We start from the raw sequence: 24,743 nt of genomic DNA, 5'->3' as shown, positions 1-24,743 counted from the left end.
GATTTTTTGCCTTACACAGCTTGAATCTCAATTAAACGATGAGGTGTGGTCGTGATGGTACAAAAAACCGTTGAACTTTCCGAAACACAAAAGGGAATCTATTTTGATTGTCAGGTGAATGATCCCACTTCGTATAACATCTCAGCTTCAATGCAATTTGATCATCTTCAAATGGAGATATTTCGCCGGGCCATCGAATTGCTTATGTATGAGCAAGTGGTGCTGCGTACTCGGATTGAGATTCAAAATGATGTACCCGTGTTATCCGTTCATGAAGATATGGATTATTCACTTACCTTGTGGGACCTAAGTAGCGAGAATCAGGAGAATCCAAAGGAACAACAGTTAGAAGCATTGGTGGATGAATGCATCGGGACACCTTTTGAGCTGGAGAAAGGTCCTCTGTTCCGTATAATGATTGTTCAGATGGATAAAAGCCGATACATTCTGACCTTATGTATTCATCATTTAATATGTGATGGCTTGTCGCTTGAACTGATGAAAAACAAACTTATCCAGTCATATACGTGTCTTCTTGAAGATCAGCCTGTGGATGTCAAGCTGGATGAAGGATTCATCTCTTATGTTGAGGCAGAGAACAAGAAACTGCACGAAAACAAGTACTCCAAAGAACGGGAATATTGGTTAAACAAAATGAAGGGAGCGGAACCCCTTTCTCTAAAACATGACTTTCCAGCAGGTTCTGTACAAGAAGGAATTGGTCATGAACTGCGATTTGATATTTCGGAATCGTTAATGGCTGATATTACACAGATGTCCAAAGATAATGAAGTAACCGTTTTTATGTTCTTTATGGGTGCCTTTGGCATTCTTATGAGTAAATATGTCGGTACAGACGATATCACCTTTGCCTCCCCATATTCTCATCGTCCCGGTATGGACTTGGAAGAAACGATTGGATGTTTTGTCCATATGTTGCCTATGCGATTCCATATTGACCTCGAATCAACTCTAAAACCTCTGCTGCAACAAGTAGCCACAACCTGGATGGATACGTACAGGAACATCGGATATCCCAATAACCTCATTGTCAGAGACAGCATGTTACAGGCTCAATCCGGATCACCATCGTTGTTTGATATCTCCTTTGTTTATGATTCCTATGAGGAAGATATGCTCGGAACTCGTATTCTGGATCAGGATAAGGTTACGTTTCCAGGAGATCTAATGGTGGTGTTGAGTCGTTTACCGCAAGGTGCTCAGTTGAAGCTGCAATATAAACCGAGCTTGTTCCGTGAAGATTCAATGGAGCGAATGGGCCAACGATTTCTATACTTGCTGAATCAACTAGTAACCAATTCTGATCAAAAAATCAGGGAGTTCAGCCTCCTGATGCAGGATGAGAAAGAAAACCTACTGTACCGATTCAATCAAACTTCTTATTTTCCCTACACTCCACAACATATTATGGATATATTTCACGATAAAGTAGCACGTTTCCCGGAGCGGGTAGCTCTTATGGAAGGGAAGCAGCATCAGACCTATGCGCAGGTCAACGCAAAAGCGAACCAATTGGCTAGGCAGATCGTTGCGAGTAAAAAAAGTGATAACGCGGCAGTTGGCGTGCAGATGCCACGTTCCTCGGATATGGTCATTGCCCTATTGGCTGTATTAAAAGCCGGATGTGCTTTTGTACCTGTAGACCCTTCCTATCCTTTGTCCAGAAAGGCCTATATTATATCGGATGCAGACATATCCATAGTGCTGGCTATGCAGCCCGAAAAAGATGACGAGACTCTGGATGTCCAGTACATCTACGTTGAGGGCGATCAGGCCTATACGGGGGATGTCTCAAATCTCGAAGGGGCGCTGAATCCGCATAGCCTTGCCTATATCATGTACACGTCCGGATCAACAGGCAAGCCAAAAGGAGTCATGGTTGAAAATCATAGCGTAGTCAATACACTGCTTGATCTGGAGCGTCGTTTTCCAATGCAGGCGCAGGATGTTTACTTGCTGAAAACGGCATATACCTTTGATGTGTCCGCCACGGAACTTTTCGGCTGGTTCATGGGTGAAGGCGCACTAAGTATTCTTGAGCCTGGAGCAGAAAAAGACCCTGCTCGTATTGTGTCTACGGTGGCATCACATAAGGTTACACACATCAACTTTGTTCCAACGTTGTTCCGTCTTTTTCTGGAAACGATGGAGCTTCGCTCCGATCTGTCAGCATTGGAAACGCTGAAATGGATGTTTGTTGGCGGAGAGGCAGTCACGCCAGACATCATTGAGAAATTTAACAGGTTAGGCATTAGAGCAAGTCTTGAAAATGTTTATGGTCCAACCGAATGCACCATATGGGTTTCTCATTATCCATTAAGCCATTACGAAGGCTTGGGCAATGTACCGATTGGCTACCCGCTCAATGAGTCCAGATGGTATGTCGTCGGAAATCAAGATGAGCTTCAGCCGTTAGGTATTCCAGGGGAGCTTTGTCTTAGCGGTGTTGGGCTTGCACGTGGATATCTGAATCTGGAACAGATGACCCGAGAGAAGTTTGTCCCTAATCCTTTCTTTCAAGAAGGACAGGACGCAGAGCATTTCAGGTACATGTACCGTACAGGGGATCTGGTACGTTCACTCCCAAGTGGTACGATCGAATATCTGGGACGCATTGATTTTCAGGTTAAAATTCAGGGGGCCAGACTGGAGACAGGCGAAATTGAGAATACCCTGTCATCCTATCCGGGTGTCATCCAGACCGTGGTAGTCATGAAATCATTTGAAGGTAGGTCCGGTTTGCTGTATGCCTACTATCTGTCAGAGCAGGAGTTGCCTTCTGTCGAATTGAGAGAGCACCTGTCTCGTTTGTTACCGGCATATATGATACCATCCGTTTTTGTACATAAATCCGAATTTCCATTGAATAGCAGTGGGAAGATTGACCGGAAGGCACTCATGGCAGATATCACGCATGCTCACTCTTCCAGCACGTTCTATACCGCCCCGTCTTCTGAGCTTGAGAAGGTTATAGCCGAAGTGTGGGCCGAAGTGCTCGGAGTTGAGAGAGTAGGGCGCGATGACCATTTCTTTGAATTGGGCGGAAATTCATTTTCTGTCATTCAGGCTCACAATAAACTAAAACATTATACCGATGTGGAGTTCCCTGTTCCTCGTTTTTTCGAATGCCCGACATTGCGTCAATTTGCCGCACTGGGTCCGAAAGATGAGGGAGTTCGGATACCGACTGAAAGGGAACAATTGTTTCAAAGAAAAGACGGTATTATGCGTGAGGACATTGCAATTGTGGGCATGGCGGTGAATGTGCCGGGCGCTGAGGATATAAGGGAGTTCTGGAGTAACCTTGTTGAACAGCGGGAAAGCATTCACTTTTATAGTGATGATGAATTGAGGGAGCTTGGCGTGGAGGAAGCATTGCTGCATTCACCTCGTTATGTCAAGGCAAAAGGACGTGCCAACGGCATCGATGAGTTTGATGCAGGGTTCTTTGACTATACTCCCGGTGAAGCCAAAATGATGTCTCCCCAATTCAGACTTTTGTATCAGGGAATATGGGAAGCGCTGGAGGATGCAGGCTGCAGACCGGATGAAGCGGGTAAGGTGGGTGTGTTCCTTGGCGGGTCCGATGACTTCGAATGGTACCGTCAAGTGCTTTTTAACGATGCTAACTATAGCAGTAAATACGAAGCATTCACCCTCAGCACCAATCATTTTCTCGCTACCCGAATGGCTTATAAGCTGAACTTAAAAGGGCCGGCCTATACCGCTCTGACGGGATGTTCTACTTCATTGGTTACACCTCATCTGGCATGTCAATCTTTGATCGTTGGAGAATGTGATGTGGCCGTGGCTGGTGGAATTACCGTGGAGTTGCCCAATGAAGGGGGTTACATATTTGAGGATGGCATGATGTTTTCCACAGATGGACACTGTCGTCCATTTGATGCGGCAGCCAGTGGAACTGTCTTCTCCAATGGTATGGGAATTGTGGTGTTGAAGCGGGTAACCGATGCTCTGCGGGATGGAGATCATATCTACGGGGTCATCAAAGGCTCAGCAATTAACAATGACGGACAAGAGAAACTCAGTTTTCTTGCTCCTAGCGTAAGCGGACAGGCTGAAGTCATTCAGGATGCTTATAAGGTAGCTGGAGTAGACCCCGAAACTGTGAGTTATATCGAAGCACATGGTACGGGAACGTTGCTTGGTGATCCAATTGAAGTAAACTCGTTAACTCGGGCCTTTGCTTCCGACCAAAAGCAATTTTGTTATCTGGGTTCGGTCAAAGGCAATGTGGGACATATGGATACAGCCGCAGGTGTGGTTGGTTTAATCAAGGTAGCGCTCAGTCTTGGACAAGGTTATATCCCTGGAACAGCGAATTATGAGCAGCCTAATCCCAAAATTGATTTCTTAAATACGCCTTTTAAAGTTAATGCACAAGGGGTGGATTGGAAACAGGGCCATGTTGGAGTCATGCGCGCAGGGATCAATTCATTTGGTGTGGGGGGCACGAACGCTCACATGGTATTGGAGGAGGCTCCCGAGATGGAGAAGTGCAGTCCGGATGATGACGTAAATATATTGCTTTTTTCCGCCAAAACAGAGTACTCGCTGAACCGCACCGCTGAACGGATTATGGAACATCTGACTCAGCAGTCGAATCAATCTGTATCGAACGCAGCGTGGACCTTGCAGTCAGGTAGATCTGTTTTTGCGTATCGTAAGGCACTCATTCTGGATAAGACATGGAAGGATAATCCGGACAAGCTGATGCAGCAACTGGGGAAAGCACGGGTATACCATTCGGCTCAAGGCACTCGTCCCGTATACTTTATGTTCCCCGGACAGGGCAGTCAGTATCAGGGAATGGGTGCAGAACTATACAGATCTACAGAGCAAGCAGGCCTGGCTCCAATCTTCAGAAGTTATATTCAGGAAATATTGGACCTTTTGCCCGCGGAAGAACGAGAAGATATGCTTTCCGTTGTATACGGGGATCAGCAGCCTGAGCGAATAAACCAGACGGAGTACAGCCAATTCGCACTGTTCATGACAAGTTATGCGCTGGCCAAGTCGCTGCTGGATCTGGGCATCAAGCCAGATGGCATGATCGGACACAGCATTGGTGAATTGGCTGCTGCAGCGGTAGCGGGTGTGTTCGAACTCGGAGATGCTGTCAAGTTAGTTCGACTTCGCGGACGTCTGATGCAACAACAACAACCCGGGGTTATGCTTGCCATTATGGCGGATGCACAGCAGGTGAAGTCACAACTGGAGGAAGACATGTGGCTTGCCCTGGTGAATACTACCGGTTCCAGTGTGATTGGTGGGACAGCTGAAGCCATTTCGCGGATGGAAGCCAAGGCTGAAGGACTGGGCTGGAAGTGCATTCGTGTGAAGACTTCCCATGCATTCCATACGCCAATGATGAATCAGGCCGCTGAGGAATTTAGACGTTATTTAGCAGAGCATTCACTTCATACGCCACAGATCCCTTTACTGTCCAACACCAGTGGAACATGGGCGCTTGGAGATGAAATCACACAACCTGACTATTGGTCCCGTCATATTTTACAGCCGGTGTTGTTTGAATCAAACCTGGCTGAAGTGTTGAAGGATGAGCGGGCTGTATTAATTGAAGTAGGTGCAGGACGAACGCTAAGCTCCTTTGCTAGACAGCACAGTCTATCAAGAGATTCCCAGACGGTACTGAATATGCTACGTCACGTAAGGGAGACGGAGCAGGACAGTATCTATGTGAACCGCAGACTTGCGGAGTTATGGTGCGAAGGCATTGAACCGGACTGGAAGGTGCTCAAAGGGCAGACGGTACGACGCAAATGCTCTCTGCCTACTTATGTTTTCAACAAACAATCCTATCCTGTCAGTGTTTCTCTTTCTGGCTCATCAGCGGCGGCAGGAATGGATACCGGGGATGATAGGCAGCATGCAGATCAGGGAAAGGGAAGTGGCTCTACTCTAATAAAAGGGACAGTTTATACTGGTGGTTCAGACCAACTGAAACAGATTGTCCTGGACGCATATCGAACGATTTTTGGCATCGATGATCTAGATGAAGAGGTTAATTTCTTTGCGGTTGGAGGAGATTCTCTCAAAGCAGTCAGCTTGTCTGCATGGATCCGATCTCATTTAGGAATTCAGCCTGAGGTAGCAGATGTTTTCAATCATTCAACGCCTATTCAACTGGCGGAGCATCTCTATGTCATGGCGAAACCAAAAGTGGACCAACAGACCATTCAATCTGCACCCACTATGGATGCGTATCCAATCTCTTCTGCACAGATGCGTATGTTCACACAAGCGATGCTTGATCCAGGCAATACGGCATACAACTTACCGTCTGCAACCATTATTGAAGGTGAATTGGACCGTATAAAAGTTGAGGCTGCTTTGCAGAAGATGATGCAGCATCATGAGGCGCTCAGAACATCGTTTGAGATACGGGGTAGTCAGATCGTTCAGATCATCCAACCCTCGGTTCGCTTAAGTATGGGCTATGCAGAGCAGCATGTGGCAGATGACCAAGAGTTGCCTGCGATAATCGAGACATTGATTCGTCCTTTTGATCTGGGGAGTGCTCCGCTTATGCGGGTTGAACTGATTAAAATAGGCGAGCGCAAGCATCTGTTATTCTTTGATATTCACCATATTATCGCGGATGGTACATCTGTCGAAATCATTACTCGTGACTTCAATGATTTATATTTTGGCAAAGAGCATGCAGTCCGATTGCAGTACAAAGATTACGCGGTATGGCAGCAGCAACGTCTCGCTTCACAGGAATACATTTCACATCAAACGTACTGGCTGGACCATCTTGGCCCTTCTTTACCTGTGTTGGAGCTTCCACTTGACCAGGAGCGTCCATCACAGCGATCCATGCAAGGGGGACGTCTTCATTTCACGTTGAATCGTTCGTTGACACAACACTTGCATGAGCTGGCTTCCTCATCGGAAGCATCCATGTATATGGTAATGCTAAGTGTGTGGAATCTTCTTCTTGCACACCGCTCAGATCAGCAGGACATTGTGGTAGGAACGCCTGTTGCAGGAAGGATGCAAGAGGAGTGGAAAGAGACGGTAGGCATGTTTGTCAATATGATTGCGATGCGGAATTTTCCAACGTTTGATCGTACGTACACTGATTTTTTACGCGAACTTAAACAACATACACTGGATGCTTTTGCGTATCAGGAGTATCCGTTTAATGAGCTTGTGGCACAACTGGGCGTGACACGTGAGTTGAACCGAAATCCGGTATTTGATGTTTGTTTTGATTATCAGAACATGGACTTGCATGGACTTGAACTTCATGGTTTGCAATTCAGTTCTTTTCCGGTGGAGACGGGTACGTCTACTTATGATCTGTTAATGACCTGTCAAGAAAACAGGGAGAAGCAGGTGATTGAAGGATATATTGAATACTCGCTGGATCTGTTCCGCCGGGACACAATTGAAGGTATGATGCAGGAGTTTATCGGACTCTGCCAAGAGGTTGTACAACAGCCTAATCTGTCTCTGAACGAACTGTTTGAGAGAAACGAACGTTCTCATGAGCACCCAGTCCATCGTCTTGCTGGCCCACGTCTGGATTACAATCCTGCGGTGGGTCTGCATCGGCTGTTCGAGCAGCAGGCAGAACACACACCAGACAAGAAAGCTCTCCTTGTATCATCCGGAGCTTCTTTTACCTACAGGGAGCTTAATGAAAAAGCTAATACGCTGGCTTGGAAGCTGATTGATCAAGGTGTGCGCCGGGATGAACCTATAGGCATATTATCCAGACGAGATGAATCGTTGATCATTATGCTATTGGCGGTGCTGAAAGCTGGGGCGGCTTATGTGCCTCTGGACCCTGCTTTTCCGCCGCAGCGCATCGTGAATATGATTGAAGACAGCCGAATGAACGTATTGCTGTGTACGCCTGATGAAGAAGGCACAGTGACTTTTAGCGGAGAGCGATTTGTGTATGATCCAACTGCCCAGGATGTGCGCTCATCCGTTAACCCGGACGTAAGCCTCCTGTCTTCGGATCTGTCCTGTGTGATTTTTACCTCGGGATCGACCGGTCGTCCCAAAGGGGTCATGATTACTCATGAAGCGATGGTCAATTTTGTTGAGGACATCAGGCACCGACATATTTTTGCACATGAGACAGATCGCATCATCAGTGTAACGACCATATCTTTTGATATTTTCGGATTTGAAGTGTGGACACCATTATGCACCGGGTATTCGCTGTATCTGGCTAATGAGCAGGAGCAGCTTGACCCGGCTCTTGCTTCACGTCGAATACGTGAACATGGTATTACGCACATTCTTAGCACGGTCTCACGCATTAAGGCATTTGTCGAAAATCCAGAATTCGCTCATGCGCTGGGCAATCTGCGGTGTGTTCTTACCGGAGGGGAAAATGTCCCTGTGGGACTCCTCACCGATCTGAAGCGGCTTACGCCCGCTCGAGTCTTTAACATGTATGGACCAACGGAAACTACGATCTGGTCAACGACCAAAGAATTGAATGACACAGCCGCGATTACCATTGGCAAGCCCATTACCAATACAGAGATTTATATTCTGAATGATGAAGGTGAAATACTGCCACCTGGAAGTTATGGAGAGCTGTGCATTGCAGGAAAAGGATTATCCCGTGGTTATCTGCACAATGCTGCTGAGACCGATGCCCGATTCATTGCAAACCCCAATGTTTTGGGAGGGCGTTTGTACCGAACTGGCGATCTGGCCCGTATACTGCCGGATGGGGATGTTGAGTTAATGGGACGGTTAGATCAGCAGGTGAAGATTCGTGGCTACCGGATTGAACTGAATGAGATTGAGCAGGCAGCGATGAATTATGAACGTGTAAGAGAAGCTGTCGTTAAGGTAGAAGGGGCCGAGTCACATTCATTGCAATTAATCCTTTTCTACAGTCTGAAGCCTGGGAGTGGGCCTTCCGTTATGGGGGATGAAGACGTACAGCTTCGGACCTGGTTAAAGCAGCGGCTTCCACAGTACATGATGCCTTCTCGCTTGATTCGTCTGGAAAATCTGCCTGTGCTGCCTAATGGCAAACTGAATCGCAATGCCCTTCGTCTGGCTGATTTTGAAACGGCAGAGAGGGATAACCCGGCTCTGGTTTATGGCTCATCGATTCAAGGAATGGAGCGGGCAAAAGTTGACCTGGAGCAGATGCTCATTGCAACGTGGAAGGAAATATTGAATCTGGATACGGTTAATATCCATGATCACTTTTTTGACATCGGAGGCAACTCGCTGGGGCTTATTCTGATCAATAATCGCCTGAATACCTATCTGGATAAAAGCGTTCCGCTGGTGCAATTGTTTGAGCATTCCTCCATTGCATCACTGGTCAATCATCTGGTGGCTGAGCAGATGCTGCCGACAGTTACACAACAGGTACAAGAGGAGAGCGGACATATCGCTTCGACTGGATATCCTGTTACGAACCCGGAGCCGACAACAGCTCCAAAAGAGTATGTGAGGAGCACAGTTGAACACAGCAAAGTGGAGCAGGGCAGACCGGAACAGAGTATCCAGTTTGCTTCAGAACACAGTAGCAGAATTTCTTCTTCCTCGGATATCGCAGTCATTGGTATGGCAGGGCATTTTCCCGGTTCAAGGAATATCGAGGAGTTCTGGGATAACCTAATGGCAGGTAAGGACGGTATCACCCGTCTGAATGAGGAGGATCTAACCGCTGCGGGTGTACGACCGGAAGACTTCAAACATCCTGATTATGTACGGGCCAAAGGTGTACTGCAAGATACTGAGTATTTTGACTCCGGATTTTTCGAATATCCGCATCAGGAATCCAACATGATGGATCCGCAAATCCGGCTGCTGCATCAGTGCTCATGGGAGGCGCTTGAGCATGCCGGGTGTGATCCTTACAGTTATGAGGGATCTATAGGATTGTTTGCCGGAAGTGGACTGAGCTTACCATGGATGGTGCAATTTCTCGGTCGCTCCGGTAATTTGTTACAGGCTTTTGAAGCCATGACTTTAAATGAAAAGGACTATATTACAACCCGGGTATCTCACAAATTAAATCTGAGAGGGCCAAGTATGGCTGTACAGACCGCATGTTCGACTTCTTTGGTCGCTATCCACCAAGCTGCTGAATCGCTGATTCGGGGAGAGTGTGATGTGGCACTTGCGGGAGGTGTCTCTATCTCCTATCCGCTCAAAGAAGGTTATCACTGGCATGAAGGCATGATTTATTCAAAGGATGGTCATTGCAGACCGTTCGATGAGCAGGCATCTGGTACTGTGTCTGGTAATGGATGCGGAATGGTTGTGCTCAAGTCACTCCGCGACGCGCAGAGAGATGGAGATCATATCTATGCAGTCATTAAAGGTTCAGCGATTAATAATGATGGCATGGACAAAATTGGATATACGGCACCGAGTGTGGCCGGGCAGGTCAAGGTTATTCAATCAGCCCTGCATCGTTCGGGAGTGTCTCCAAAAGAGATCTCCTATCTGGAGGCGCATGGAACAGGAACCAAACTGGGGGACCCGATTGAAATTGAAGCGCTCAGGCAGTCATGGGGAACAGATCGTAGAAATTATTGTGCTCTAGGTTCTGTGAAAGCCAATATTGGGCATCTTGATGCGGCAGCAGGTGTCGCCGGTTTTATTAAAACCGTACTGACGCTTTATCACCGGGTGGTTCCGCCACAGATTCACATGAATCGGACGAATCCGATGTTGGAGCTGGAGCATAGTCCCTTCTATATCAACAGGGAGCCACAGCCATTAGCAGACGCGAAGCGTATCCTGCGAGCGGGTGTCAGTTCGTTTGGGATCGGGGGGACCAATGCTCACGTCATTCTGGAGCAACCGCCCGTCCAAGAGAGCCAAGCCAATTATGAATCCTTGCTGCTACTGCCCTTCTCGGCCAAAAGTGAATCTGCGCTGGAACGCACGTACGATTCGGTTCTACAGGCGATCCATGCATTGCCAGAGCAGTTGTCCAATGCTGCGTGGACGCTACAGAAGGGAAGAAGCAGATTCGTTCATCGTAAAGCACTAATCGTTGTAGACGGTTATATTCCGCCAAGCGAGCAGTCTGTAGAGTTTGAGACACAGGCAAGTGTGATGAATGGGAAGCCTAAGGTCATGTTTTATCTCAGCGGAAATGCAAGTTGGGAAGCGCGCAAGATTCGGGAACTATATGCTTCTGTGTATCGCAGCCAGGTCTCAGAGATATTCAAACAGCACTTTGAAGAGATACTGAACCTCTTTGAGTCCAAGGAACAGTATGCCATCCGCCAAGGCATAGGGCGATCGTTAATCGATTCAAGGCTTGAGCGCATGCAGTGCTTTGTTGTGCAATATGCTCTTTATAAAACCGTGATGCAGCTTGGTGTCAAGCCAGATGCTGTCTGTGGACAAGGCGTTGGCGAACTCGTGGGGTTGGTTATTAGTGATGCACTTGATCCAGTACATGCCGTGGGGCTTCTATACAATCTGGAGCATTGGTCACTAGAAGAAGGAGCATTGTCAGATGCTTTGACAGGAAGGATGACAGATGCAACTGTAACAGACCTTGCGTCGAGTATTGCACCACTGTTATCTCCAAATTTCCTGTTTACGCTGCTAAATCGCAAGACGCTTTCTGAATCTGCTGGGCATACGCTGTGGATCGTTTCGAATCAGCTGCAGGATACAGAACAAATAGCTCCGGATTCATTTTCAGAGCCAAACATCATTGCTCTTACTGGAGATCGTCAGAGCTTGCTTGAGGCAGACGTGTATTTAATGAAAGTACTTGCTTTTTGCTGGTGCTCTGGCATGGAGTTGGATTGGGAACAGTTAAACGGAACGGGGCGTAGGCAAAAAATCTCGCTGCCGACGTATTCCTTTGACCCCATTGTTCATCAACATGATGTTGCGTTGTATCAGCTTGCAGGTATGTCGCAGGTTGCAGCGGGTTCTATCGCAGCATTAGACCAATCTCCATCCGGGAAAGTCAGGGTTCAACGGACTGATGATGAGATAAGGCATGTATTATCGCAATTGTGGCAGGAGTTGCTTGGTAATGGAGCAGTCGGCCTTGAAGATGATTTCTTTGAGCTTGGAGGTCATTCTTTAAAAGCGATTTCCTTGGCGTCGAGGATTAAAGAAATGTTTGGACTGAATTTGGGGCTGGAAGAGGTTTTTGATCATTCTGTATTTGAACACATGGTTCAATGGATTGCTGAACATCAGGTTACAAGTGACTCTGATTCAGTGAACCCAATCTTGCCTGTTACTAAGAAAGAGAAATATAAGACCACTTCTGCACAGCGAAGAATGTATGTGGTGCATGAGTGGATGAAAGGTGAGAGTACGGCGTACAATCTCGCCAGCTCCTATAGGGTAAGGGGAAAACTTGACCCTACGCAATTCAGATTAATAATGGATGCACTGGTAGAGAGACATGAAGCATTCCGTACCAGATTTGAAATGATTGACGGTGAGCTTTTCCAGGTTGTCGAGGATCAGGTTCCAAGCGTTGTGGAGTTGCTGGAATTAGAAACAGCAGGGTTAGAGCAGGTCATGGAATGGATCAAGCCTTTTGATCTGACCAGCGCACCATTGGTTCGTGTTAAGTTGATTCGCCTTTCTCAAGAGGAACACATCTTATTCATCGACATGCATCATATTATTTCGGATCAGAGTTCCATTGCTATCCTGATGCAGGATTTTGCACGCATGTACAGAGGAGAAACATTGCAATCTCTTGACATTCAGTATAAGGATTATGCGGAATGGCGTGATGAAGCTGCGTCACATGGACAATCTGTTGAAGACGCCGAGTTTTGGATACGGGAATTCGAGGACATGCCTGCACCGGTTGAATTGCTTACAGACTTCCCAAGACATGGCGCGTCATCCTACAGCGGAGACAGACGTTCCATTGAACTCGGTGAGTCGTTAAGCACACAGGTCAATGACTTCTGTACTCAACAAGGGCTTACACCTTATATGTTGTTTATGGCAACTTTGAATTTATTAATCTGGAAGTATACAGGTCAAGACGACTTGGTCGTTGGTACAGCGGTTGCGGGGCGTGATAAGCCAGAGCTCGATAACGTTATGGGTATGTTCGTGAACATGCTTGCCATTCGCACCAGCATGGACAGAGAATGGTCCACAGAGACGTATTTGAATGAGATGCGAGGCAAGCTGTTATCCTGTTATGAGCATCAGCATTATCCTTATGAAGCACTGGTGGAACAACTTGGTCTATTCGGTGATTTAAGCCGCAACCCCCTATTTGATGTGGTGCTAAATTACATTAATATGGGAACCGATGATCCTGAAGCCGGGGAACTGATGCTTGAACCATGGGTGGAAGGTAAGGTGGATGCCAAATTTGATCTGACTTGGACACTGGTCGAGCATAAACAATATTACATGGTTGAACTTGACTATCGCTCAGATTTGTTTAAAGCAGAGTCCATGGAACTGATGCTGGATAAATTCCGGTATATCCTGTCTCAGATCACAACAGGGGATAATGAACGAATTGGTCAGATTAAGCTCACTACACCGGAGGAAGAGGAATGGCTGTTGTACGGAGTCAACGATAATGCCGCTCAGTATCCGAGAGATGCGACCATTTCTCAATTATTCGAGGAACAAGTTCATGTGCATGCACAGAAGACAGCATTGGTCTGGGAAGACGGTGAATGGAGCTATGCGGATCTGTATGAACGTGTTCAGTGGCTGGCATTCAGGTTGCTTGGACAAGGGGTAAAATCAGGCTCCAGTATTGCTCTCATTCTGGACCGTGGACCGATCCAGATGATCAGTATTCTTGCTACACTCCAAGTGGGTTGCAGTTATGTCCCGATCGACCCGGCTTCGCCGCCATCGAGAATTGAATTTATTTTGCAAGATTGCGATGCGGCTGTGTTATTGACTGAAACGGCTTATGCCTCCACATGGCAATCTGTAGTTCCTTGTATCGTGCCAGCAGATGAACTGGCAGCATTTGATTCAGGAGACATGCAGGAGCCCGTTGAACATATGAACAAGACTGCTCTTGATCCGGCTTATATCATTTATACATCAGGGTCCACAGGAACCCCGAAAGGGACTGTGATGAGTCATCGCAATGTGAGCAAAGTCATGAAAAATAGCAATTTTGTCACCGTCGTGCCAGAGGATCGTATCCTGCAAATTTCTAACTATGCGTTTGACGGTTCCATTTTCGATATTTTTGCTTCATTAATAAATGGCGCTACTCTTGTATTAATCTCAAAAGAGACCATTTTGGATATGGCTCGTTTGGCGGATGTCATCCGACAGCAACGGATTTCAGTATTTTATATTCCGACATCCTTGTTTAATATGCTGGTGGATTGGGATGCTGATTGCTTAAAGAATGTGCGTAGAGTGATGTTTGGTGGTGAAGCTGCATCGGTGAGTCATGCCAACAAAGCGCTTGCATGCGTGGGGCCGGGCAGGCTGTTAAATGGATATGGGCCAACGGAAGCAACCTTTTTTGCCTCCTACCACTTATTACAGCAAACAGAGCCTTATACTGGCTCATTGCCTATAGGTTACCCCCTGTCTAATACAGCTTTGTATGTTCTGGATGATGAGCTGAAGCCTGTGCCACCCAACGTTCCAGGTGAACTGTATATCAGTGGGGATGCGGTAGGTATTGGATATCTTAACCGTGAGGATCTTACCCGAAAACACTTTCTTGATGATCCCTTCCGCAAGGGAGAACGAATGTATCGGACAGGTGACATCGTCAAACGTCTGGCTGACAGCAGTCTGATTTTTATTGAACGTTCGGATTTCCAGGTCAAGATTAGAGGTTTTCGCATTGAGTTGTCGGAGATAGGCAATTGCATGGAGCGTCTTTCGGGAGTACGTGATGCCTTTGTCATGACAGCTACAGAACCATTAGGAAGCCTATACATTGCCGCTTTTTATACAACCGATACTGGGACAGATGCTGAGTATATTCGAAGAGAACTTCACCAGCAGCTGCCAGAGTACATGGTGCCTGCACGCATTATTCGAATGGATCATCTTCCGATTAATGCCAATGGCAAAGTGGACCGAAGGGCATTGTCCGAGCATTTGGTTGAGGAGCAGCAGAGGTCTCTGGAGGTGAGTTCACCTCGAACAAAAACAGAGCGTGTCATTCTTGCCGCCATGCGACAGATTCTGGGTAATCCAGGCATTGGTGTGGAAGATCACTTCTTTCAAAATGGGGGGCATTCGCTCAAAGCGATTGCATTCACTCAAATTTTGGCAAAAGAAGGAATTGCCATCAATGTGAACGAATTATTCCAATATCCGACAGTTAGAGGACTTGCCAAATTGGTAGACATTAATCCTCCGGCGTCAGTTTGGTCCGAAGATAGCCTGCATATTCAGTCCCCGATAGTCATACCACAGGACATAACACTTCATGAGAAACAACTGGACAGCCTGGTCCTGCACGTTTTAAACAGCTGCAATCAGGTTTCATCTTTTATGGCGGGCATGACCCCTATGGGTCGATTCCCACTATCTCCAATTCAACAAGCACATGCCTCTACAACTTCACGAGCAAGCGGATTTACAACAACGCTGGAAGGCGAATTGAATGAACAAGCTGTAAAACACCTGATTCTTGGGGTTATATCCCGGCATCAGTTGCTGCACAGCATGATATATGAGGAAGAACAATATTATTGGCATCCATGTGATATATCGTTAGCGTCGGACATGCTGCAACAGCTTATCCCATATTTTGATATTCGTCATTATGCTTCGGCTACGATTGAGCAGTTGGAGTACAAACTGGTTCAGTCTCTGTTACACAAAACGTATACGTTGAAAGAACTACCTTGGCGTCTGTGTATTTTGCGTACAGGAGCCACAGAGCATAAGTTGATTTGGAGTTTTGATCATCTTGCGTTTGATGGTATGAGTGCTGAAATCATCAAGCAGCAACTTGAGTCGAAGGCATTATATAGACCGCAAGGTATAGAGATCGAGAGTGATCTTCTGTACCAAGTACGAAATTATGAGGATTATGTAAATTTTCTGTCTCAAGGCCCCATAGGGGTATCCGAAGATGAAATGGAGAAACAATTTTCGCTTCAGGCATGGAATAGATGTAACGCCATCGTCATGAACAAGTTGAAGGAAACAGAAACATTGTCGCCTTCAGCGATGACTGTCGAGTTGTCCCTTTCAGGGAAGGAGCCCGCAGATGTGTGGTGGACATGCTTTAAAACTTTTTCCAACATCATTGCGGCTTATCTGAACATAAGCCAATTGCCAATAGCCCTGGTGCATTACGGAAGGGAGTATGGCGAAGAATCCTACTATGATTATGTGGGAGAATTCCTAGATCTGATTCCAGTGCTGGTAGACAGTGAATTCACACAGGAAGATCTGTTGGAACGTCTGGAATTTACGAAGCAACACAGCATTAACTTTATGGCACTTACACATGAATCTTCCCTCTCGGCACAATATGATGGCATACAGGAACAATTGGGAACTGCCTACAGGCAAGCAGAACAGGAGACGCGTCAGATGATTCTGTTTAATTATCAAGGCTTCATCTCCAGTAGCGAAGCGATCCCAATGTCGTCTCAGTCGTCGGATGACCAAGATTCGAATTCGGGACTCGCCCAATTCGAATGGGTTATTCGCTACGACGAAGAGTGTCTGTACGTACATCTGGCCTGTCAGGCTGGTCTGGACATCAAACGTATGAAACAGCTGATTGATGACAAGTTTGGTAGCGATGTGAGAGTGGTAGTTCACAATGAGGCAATGGAGGTGCAACATGTCCAGTAAATCCATACAGCGAGGACCCGAGCTGATTGTGCCAGAACATTATTCAACAGTGGCTGAGATGCTAATCTACATTGCAGATACTCATCCAGAAAAGGGAATGACCTATATCAGCTCTTCAGGTGACGAACAGTTTGAATCATATCCTGAATTACTGATGCAGGCGCGCAAGTACCTGCAGTCTCTTCAGGAGCAAGGCATTCAACAAGGACAGGTTGTTATTTTGGAAATTGACCAGTCACAGGAATTTTACCGTACCTTTTGGGCTTGTATGCTGGGGGGCATTATTGTCGCCCCGGTTAGTCCTCCGGCTGCCTGGGAACCAGGCTCAGCCGGTCTGGAGAAATTCACGAAAGTGTGGGAGGTACTCGGGCGTCCAGTCGTTATCGTCGAGGAAGCCTACATGCCCAAGTATAAACAGCTTGCGGAAAGTCCGGTATTCAAAGGTCTTATGTTGATTAGCGTGAACCAGCTTCAAGCAGGCCAGCAGATGGCTGATCTATGCCCAACCTCTCCTGATGACATTGTGTTCCTGCAATTCTCATCAGGAAGCACGGGAATTCCCAAAGGTGTGCAGTTAACAAATCACAATATTATCGCCAACAGTATTGCATGCAAGACTTTTCTTGGAGCTGAAGAAGGAGATAATGTGTTTACCTGGTTGCCGCATACGCATGATATGGGGATATTTGGACAGCATCTGACACCCGTCCTGAGTGGAGCCAACATCATGGTGATGTCACCTTATACCTTCGTACGGTCGCCTTATCTGTTCTTGCGCAAGATTACGGAGCATCAGGGAAAATGGTTTTGCTGTACCAATTTCGGTTTCGAATGGATGGTTCAGAAGATCCCGGATTCCAAGCTCTCAACGCTTGATCTGTCTTCACTGCGTATGACCTTGAATGGTGCAGAGCCTATATCAACGTCTGTTATCGAGCGATTTGTCAAAAAATTCAGCTCTTGTGGCTATCGTTCCAATATGATGTTTCCTGCGTATGGCATGGCAGAAGCGACAGTAGGTGTATGTACCTCCAGACTGGGGGAAGAGCCGCGAATTGAACGTATTTCGCGTTCGCGACTGGTGCAGGAAGGACTGGCTGTGCCAGTCCAGCTGCCTAGCAGTGATAGCCATACTTCGGATGTGATCGAATTTGTCCATGAAGGATATCCCATGACAGGGATTCAGATCCGGATTGCGGATGAACAGGGGGAAGTGCTGGATGAGCGGGTTGTTGGCGAAATCCAGATCCGTGGGGAATCGGTAACCTCCGGATATTACAGTCTTCCCGAGATCAATCGTGAAATGTATGTGGATGGGTGGCTTCGCACTGGAGACTTGGGTTATATGGCTGATGGCTCCCTTGTTGTAAGCGGACGAATCAAGGACATTGTGTTTATTCGGGGACAGAACCATTATGCGCATGATCTTGAAGAGATTTTGTACCAGAATAGCAGCATTCCGAGAGGCAATCTGACGGTAGTCGGGCACTTTAACAGCCTCAAACAAGTAGAGGAGCTGCTTGTATTTGTTAAATACAAATCGGGCGCTCCACAGTTTCTGGAGGTACGACAGGATCTGATCCAACGTATGAGGGCTGGATTGGGTATTGAGATCACCCATGTTCTCCCAATCAAGGTTATTCCCAAAACGACGAGTGGCAAGGTCCAGCGCTTCATGCTGAGAAACGAATATGAGCGTGGAGTATTTACCAAGGACATCGAGGCCATTGAAGAGCTGATTCGCCAAAATACAGAACAGCAAGGACACGAGACGGTTTCCGCATCGTCTTTGGAATATACCGTACGTAAAGCCTGGGCCGAAATTCTTCAATTGCCCGCAAGAAAGATTGAGATGGATACTTCTTTTCTCGCACTTGGAGGCAATTCCATTCTCTCTTATCAATTACTTGACAAGCTGTCTGCACATATGGGACGTGAATTAGGACAAGAACTACTTGTTTTTTGCAGTACAGTACGTGAGATGGTGGAATATCTGCAGGAACTTCCAGCAGAAAAGAGGGACTTTGAACAAGCTGAAACAACAGATAATCACCTGAATGTACATCGTGCTATTGCTATTACCGGACTGTCTCTGCGTCTGCCTGATGCCGACACCCAAGAGCAGTTCTGGAGCAATCTGGTTAACGGGTTAGATAGTGTTGACCGGGTTAGTTTAGAGCGTGCAACACGTTCCAAGCAACCCGGTTGGGATGACTGGATTGGGGAACTGAAGCAACCGGATACGTTTGATCATGAGTTCTTTGAGATCCCGTCTGAACAAGCTGCATTTATGGATCCGCAACATCGGAAGCTGCTGGAAGTTGCTCATGAGGCGCTGGAGGATGCAGGTATGCTCGTGGATCATGAGGATAAGCGTGATGTGGGTGTGTATGTAGGGATTAACCCAAGCACATACTTCGATCTGGTTATTGATTATATGAACCGGAGTCTTGGAAAGGCTGTTCATTCTCACGCTATGGTAGGCAATATGTCCAATATTGCAGCGGCCTCCATTTCACACATGTACAATTTTACAGGGCCGGCACTGTCCATAGATACAGCATGTTCTTCTTTTCTGGTAGCACTGACACAAGCTGTGGCGGCCATTCAGGACAAGCGTATCTCTGGGGCAGTTGTAGGTGGAGCGAACATTTTGGCTACACCGCATGTTCATCAACTATCACGCAATGCTGGAATCTGTTCTTCCACTCAACATACGAAGGTATTTGACCGGGAAGCAGATGGTTCAGTCTTGGGAGAAGGTGCTGTTGTTGTATATCTGGAGCCGCTAACAGAGGCAATTCGCAACAATAAACATGTTTATGGTGTGATTCGCGGGACAGCGGTGAATAACGACGGATATTCCCTGGGCATTATGGCACCCAACCCTCAGGGGCAATATGAGGTACTCCGTGCCGCTTATCGCGACGCCAACCTAAACCCCAGCGAGATTTCTTATATTGAAGCACATGGATCGGGGACAAGGATTGGAGATCCAATTGAGGTGAATGCCTTGCTCCGACTGTTCCGGGAAAAGGGATATACAAGCGATAATTCGATTGGATTAGGTTCAGTCAAAACCAATATTGGTCATTTATTTGCAGCCTCCAGTGGAGCCAGTCTTGCCAAGGTTCTGCTCAGTATGCAGCATGGGGAACTGGCACCAAGTCTGCATATGGATAATCCGAATCCGGCCCTCCGACTGGAGCAATCGCCGTTCCATATCGTTAGCGAGCATAAAACGTGGGATGTACCTGAAGGAAAAACACGGAAGGCAGGCATCAGTTCATTTGGCCTGGGAGGTACGAATGCCCACATTGTGCTGGAAGAATGGAAAGCCCCTGTCCGTGCAGATGCCCCGGCACGCGGCCAGTTGTTAACGTTCTCTGCGAAATCAGAGCAGGCTTTAAAAAAGCTGATTGATAACACGGAGCAATATGTGAAGAAACATGCGGACTTGGCACTAGAGGATCTTTGTTTTACCCGGAACAGATATAGAAAACATTATCGGTATCGTGCAGCAGTAGCTGTCAGCTCAACCGGAGAGTGGAACATCGAAGAGATGGAATTTGGCTTCAAGCCTAGAAACCGAGCTGCTCGTGTCAATATTGTGGTTGGGGGGCATGAGATTCGCGGAGAAGATGAGGCTCAAGCTCGTAAGGTAATCAGGCCAGACGATTCTAATGAAGATACCGTATCAACCTTGAACTACTGGGTGACTTTGCTTGAGACACTTGTACGTCTGGTCCCTTCCATTCAAGAGATTCGAGGAATAGCTGCAGGAGAGGAGCTTGTATCCAGTTTACATCTGGATGAAGAGGAACATCACAGCGCTCATACAAGCCAATCCATTCCAGTGAACAACAGAGTGACGTTAGACAGTCTGCAAGACACACCTGGCAAGATGGCAAACGCCGACATTGTAATTATGATTGCTGCAGATCAGACAGTGCAGCAGCTTGAATACAGTGGCAAGGAGAGCTTCATCCGCCTGTCTGCCGAGCCGACACTTACCCTGGAGGATCAGCTTGCTTTATTGCTGGGACAGCTTTATGTACGTGGTGCTGCGCTGGATTGGGAACAGTTACATCCAAATGGCTCTGGCCAGATCGTACATCTGCCAGCACACCCATTCGAGCCGTATGTACATTGGATAGATGTGAATCAGGGAACGGAGGTCATGATATGACAAAAGAAGAAATTGAGCTTTTTATCAAAAGCGAGATTGCTGCAGCGTTGAATCAGGAGCCAGAGGACATCGATGAAGAGATGAATTTTTTGAAAATTGGTGTCTCATCTGTGCAGGCGCTCAAGATCATTAATCGTGCGCGTAAGCATCTTCAAGTTGACATCAGTCCAGTTGCGTTGTTTGAATACAAAACAATTGCCGAATTCGCCACTTATCTCAATGAATCTCTTCTTCAAGAGGGGGTTGCCGAATGATTGAAGCGGATGTAGAGCAAGAGATCATTCATGAAGCTGAATTGTTTGCTGCCCGTGAAATTCGCCCTTATGCTCAACAGATTCAAGAGCAGCAAGCCATTCCCAGAACATTGATCCGTGCCATGGCTGAAAAAGGTTACTTGGCTGCCTCGATCCCGGCTGAATATGGCGGCATGGGTCTCGGCCCTAAGGCGTACGGGCTGTTGACTGAAGTATTTGGCAAGGCTCTTCCAGCCGTTCGCAGCTTGTTAACGGTACATACTTCACTTGTAAGTGAAACTTTGGTACGTTTCGGAACGCCTGAGCAAAAATCGTCCTGGCTGCCCAAGTTGGTGAAGGGAGAATGGATTGCTGCCTTTGGTCTGACTGAACCGGAAGTTGGTTCGGATGCCAAAAGTGTAAAGACCGAGTGGAGAGAAGAATCGGACTGTTATGTTTTAAATGGAAAAAAGAAGTGGATCACGTTTGGACATCTGGCAGATGTATTTATCATTATTGCCTCGAATCAGGGACGAAGCACTGCTTTTTGGGTCGAACGCCAGTTTGAGGGTGTACAGACCCAACCTATCGAAGGTGTCATGGTTGCGGGAGAGACAGGTATAGCTGAGATTGATCTCCATGAGGTGCGTGTACCAAAGAATCACATTATTGGACGTCTGAATGAAGGTTTTGAGTACATAGTAACCGGGGCGCTGGACCAGGGCAGATATAGCATTGCCTGGGCAGGGCTGGCGATTGCGCAGGAAGCGCTGGATGCCATGGTGACTTACTCAAGGAAGCGGAAGCAATTTGATCAGAAGCTGAGTCATTTTCAGCTGATTCGCGGCATGATTGGAGATGCGGTGACAAAAGTCCATGCAGCACGAGCATTATGTTTACGGGCAGCCGAGCTGAGAGAAGCCAAGGACCCGCAGGCCGCCATGGAAACAACGATCGCCAAATATTTTACGTCCAAAGTTGCTGTTGAAGTTGCAAGTGATGCGCTACAGGTTCATGGTGCGAACGGAATTAGTAACCAATATCCTGTTGCCAGGCTGTATAAGGAAGCCAAAATTCTGGAGATTATTGAAGGTTCTTCTCAGATGCAGCAGGAGATGATCTCGCATTACGGATTAAAAGCCTATTACAAGCGTGGCGGTAGCGTATGACGTTCTGTGCGCTATTTCCCGGCCAGGGAAGCCAGTATATCGGAATGTGCAGCGAGTTGTTGGGCAGTGAGCCGGAGGCGAATCAGATCTTTGCAGAAGCGAGCGAGGTGATCGGATTTGATTTGAAGGCACTGGTTATGGAAGGGACCCTGGATCAATTGACGGTCTCTGAATATGCTCAGCCTGCTGTACTGACGGCAAGCTACGTTTTATTTGACTCATTTGTTCGCCGAACAGGAATGACTCCAGATTATGCAGTAGGTCACAGTTTGGGGGAGATTTCGGCTTTAGTAGCGGCGGGAGCACTGCGATTTGCTGATGGGATCCGTTTTACAGCTCAGCGTGGTGCGTTGATGCATCGCTCCATTCAGGAGCAAAAAGGAAGAGCGGGTATTGTTGTTGATGTAAACCAAGAAGCGCTTGAAGAATTAGTCGAGAATATTCGTCAGAACGAGTATGTGACGATCTCCGGTTATAATTCACCGGGACAGTTTGTCGTCGCAGGTACTGCGAAGGGTCTTCAACTGCTGGATGATCAGGTGGATGGCTACGGTGGGGAATTCATTCCTTTTCGCATGATGCCAATGAAGGCAGATGCACCTTATCATAGCGAGTTGATGCAGTTCATTCAGCCTGAGCTTGAAGAGATGCTTGCAGGGATTTCCTTCTCTGCACCGGTGTTTCCCATCTGCTCTACAGTACATGGGAAGTTCATTCGCGGAGCCGAGGACATTCCTAAGCTGCTGAGCAGCCAGCTTTTGCAACCCATTCGCTGGAATCAGGCATTGGCACGCGTTCAAAATCTGGGAGCGACGGTATGGATCGATATCGGTCCAGGCCAGAGCGTAAGAAATATGCTGGCTGAGAATAAGACCTTGCCTGCAGCCTATTCGCTGGATGATCCGCAAGATCGGTCCAGATTACTGGAGCGATATGAAGCAGTAAACCAGACAAGTGGGGGAGGCGATAAGGGATGATCACGGAGATGATGCAGTACAATCAGCGGGTGAAACAATGGCTGCCTGGCGGTGTGCACTATAATTTTCACCTTCCTTGGGAAGAGACGCCGCTCCATTTCAAGCATGCTTCCCGAAGCAGAGTGACGGACATGAACGGCAACGAGTATTTGGATCTATATGCCCGCTTTGGTGCCCTCATCGTTGGCCACGGCAACGAGGAGTATAACGAGTGTCTGAAGGATACCATTGACCGTGTTCTTTCCGTAAGTCATTGCGATCTGGACGCAGAGGCCCTGGAACTAATCCATCAATATGTACCCTCAGCAGAGATGATTCGTTTTGGGTTATCAGGCACGGAGATTGTCCAGAATGCACTTCGTCTTGCCCGGGCGTGGACAGGTAAAAATCGCTTTGTACGTTTTGAAGGCCATTATCATGGCAATGCGGACAATATTATGGGTGGCAAGACTGCACGTACAGGTCTGCCTGTACCTTCAGACTATCCTGGTGACATGAAAGGAACAAAGGGGAGGGCAAGGGATGCCATGGAATCTCAATCCTACCTCTTGCCATGGAATGACGCAGCCCGTCTGGAGGAACTATTTCGCCAGCATGGAGACGACATTGCAGCAGTAATCATGGAGCCGGTTTGTGTAAATGGAGGCGGAGTCATGCCTGCTCCGGGTTATCTGCAAAAAGTCAGACAGTTATGTGATCAGTACCAGGTCGTGCTCATTTTTGATGAGATTATAACAGGATTCCGTATGGGTCTCGGTGGTGCCCAACAGTTATTCGGTGTAACGCCTGATCTGACTACACTTGGGAAGGCAATCGCGGGTGGCGGAGTTCCAGTGTCAGCCCTGGTTGGCCGAGCGGATATCATGAAGTTGCTTGTAGACAAAAAAGTAATTCATGCGGGTACGTTTAATGGCTATCCATTAGGTACAGCTGCTGTAAAAGCTACGCTGGAAATGTTGGGACGCAATGGAGGACAAGCGATGCACAGCATGAACCGCCACGCTGAGATGATGCATGACATACTCTGCCAGGAAGCAGTGAAGGTGGGTCTGCCTTTAATTGTTCAGGGGCCGTCTGGCTGTGCTTCTTATCACTGCTGCACGGAGCCGCTTACGGATACGGCTGATTATACGTTTGAATTGATGTCTTTTGATATTTTGTTAAATAGCAAGCTTGCTGAACACGGTGTTCTGGTATCTACGCTCTCGCGGATGTATCCGAATATCCTGCTTGATATGCAAGATGTTGCCTGGTTCGGTGCGCGTGTCCCTGCAGCACTTGCAGAAATGAAAGAGATCTACGACGAGCTGATCTAATGGTAGCTCAATAAGGAGGTGATTAG

6 protein-coding genes are annotated in these 24,743 nt (G+C 47.3%); all 6 read left to right on the top strand.

Going from position 1 to position 24,743, the window contains the following annotated elements; all coding sequences use genetic code 11:
• The first annotated feature begins 54 nt into the window (after positions 1-54).
• Genes MHH25_RS21730 through MHH25_RS21705 form a run of 6 tightly spaced genes read left to right on the top strand, consistent with a single transcriptional unit; the run spans position 55 to position 24,717 of the window.
• Positions 55-16,833: an amino acid adenylation domain-containing protein gene (locus MHH25_RS21730; protein ID WP_340020532.1), complete on the top strand. Its 16,779-nt coding sequence runs from the start codon at positions 55-57 to the stop codon at positions 16,831-16,833.
• Positions 16,823-21,022 (top strand): beta-ketoacyl synthase N-terminal-like domain-containing protein, encoded by a 4,200-nt coding sequence (locus tag MHH25_RS21725; RefSeq protein WP_340018013.1) that lies wholly within the window; start codon positions 16,823-16,825, stop codon positions 21,020-21,022. The genes MHH25_RS21730 and MHH25_RS21725 overlap by 11 nt, the downstream gene beginning before the upstream one ends.
• Positions 21,019-21,276 carry an acyl carrier protein gene (locus tag MHH25_RS21720; protein ID WP_340018012.1) on the top strand — a complete coding sequence of 86 codons (258 nt, stop codon included), beginning with the start codon at positions 21,019-21,021 and terminating at the stop codon, positions 21,274-21,276. Before MHH25_RS21725 ends, MHH25_RS21720 begins: the two co-directional genes overlap by 4 nt.
• A complete protein-coding gene (locus tag MHH25_RS21715) occupies positions 21,273-22,424 on the top strand; it encodes an acyl-CoA dehydrogenase family protein (protein WP_036615204.1) in 1,152 nt (383 codons plus the stop codon). The genes MHH25_RS21720 and MHH25_RS21715 overlap by 4 nt, the downstream gene beginning before the upstream one ends.
• Positions 22,421-23,401: an ACP S-malonyltransferase gene (locus tag MHH25_RS21710; RefSeq protein ID WP_340018011.1), complete on the top strand. Its 981-nt coding sequence runs from the start codon at positions 22,421-22,423 to the stop codon at positions 23,399-23,401. The genes MHH25_RS21715 and MHH25_RS21710 overlap by 4 nt, the downstream gene beginning before the upstream one ends.
• Positions 23,398-24,717 (top strand): aminotransferase class III-fold pyridoxal phosphate-dependent enzyme, encoded by a 1,320-nt coding sequence (locus MHH25_RS21705; RefSeq protein ID WP_340018010.1) that lies wholly within the window; start codon positions 23,398-23,400, stop codon positions 24,715-24,717. Before MHH25_RS21710 ends, MHH25_RS21705 begins: the two co-directional genes overlap by 4 nt.
• Positions 24,718-24,743 lie beyond the last annotated feature (26 nt).

Source organism: Paenibacillus sp. FSL H3-0457 (assembly GCF_037981725.1).
GTDB classification, from domain to species: Bacteria; Bacillota; Bacilli; order Paenibacillales; family Paenibacillaceae; genus Paenibacillus; species Paenibacillus amylolyticus.
Note: the sequence above shows the minus strand (reverse complement) of the source record. Positions and strands in the feature narration are given on the sequence as shown.

Coding starts and splice junctions, on each gene's coding strand:
- MHH25_RS21730 (WP_340020532.1), top strand. CDS start 55: ATGGTACAAAAAACCGTTGAACTTTCCGAAACACAAAAGGGAATCTAT.
- MHH25_RS21725 (WP_340018013.1), top strand. CDS start 16,823: ATGTCCAGTAAATCCATACAGCGAGGACCCGAGCTGATTGTGCCAGAA.
- MHH25_RS21720 (WP_340018012.1), top strand. CDS start 21,019: ATGACAAAAGAAGAAATTGAGCTTTTTATCAAAAGCGAGATTGCTGCA.
- MHH25_RS21715 (WP_036615204.1), top strand. CDS start 21,273: ATGATTGAAGCGGATGTAGAGCAAGAGATCATTCATGAAGCTGAATTG.
- MHH25_RS21710 (WP_340018011.1), top strand. CDS start 22,421: ATGACGTTCTGTGCGCTATTTCCCGGCCAGGGAAGCCAGTATATCGGA.
- MHH25_RS21705 (WP_340018010.1), top strand. CDS start 23,398: ATGATCACGGAGATGATGCAGTACAATCAGCGGGTGAAACAATGGCTG.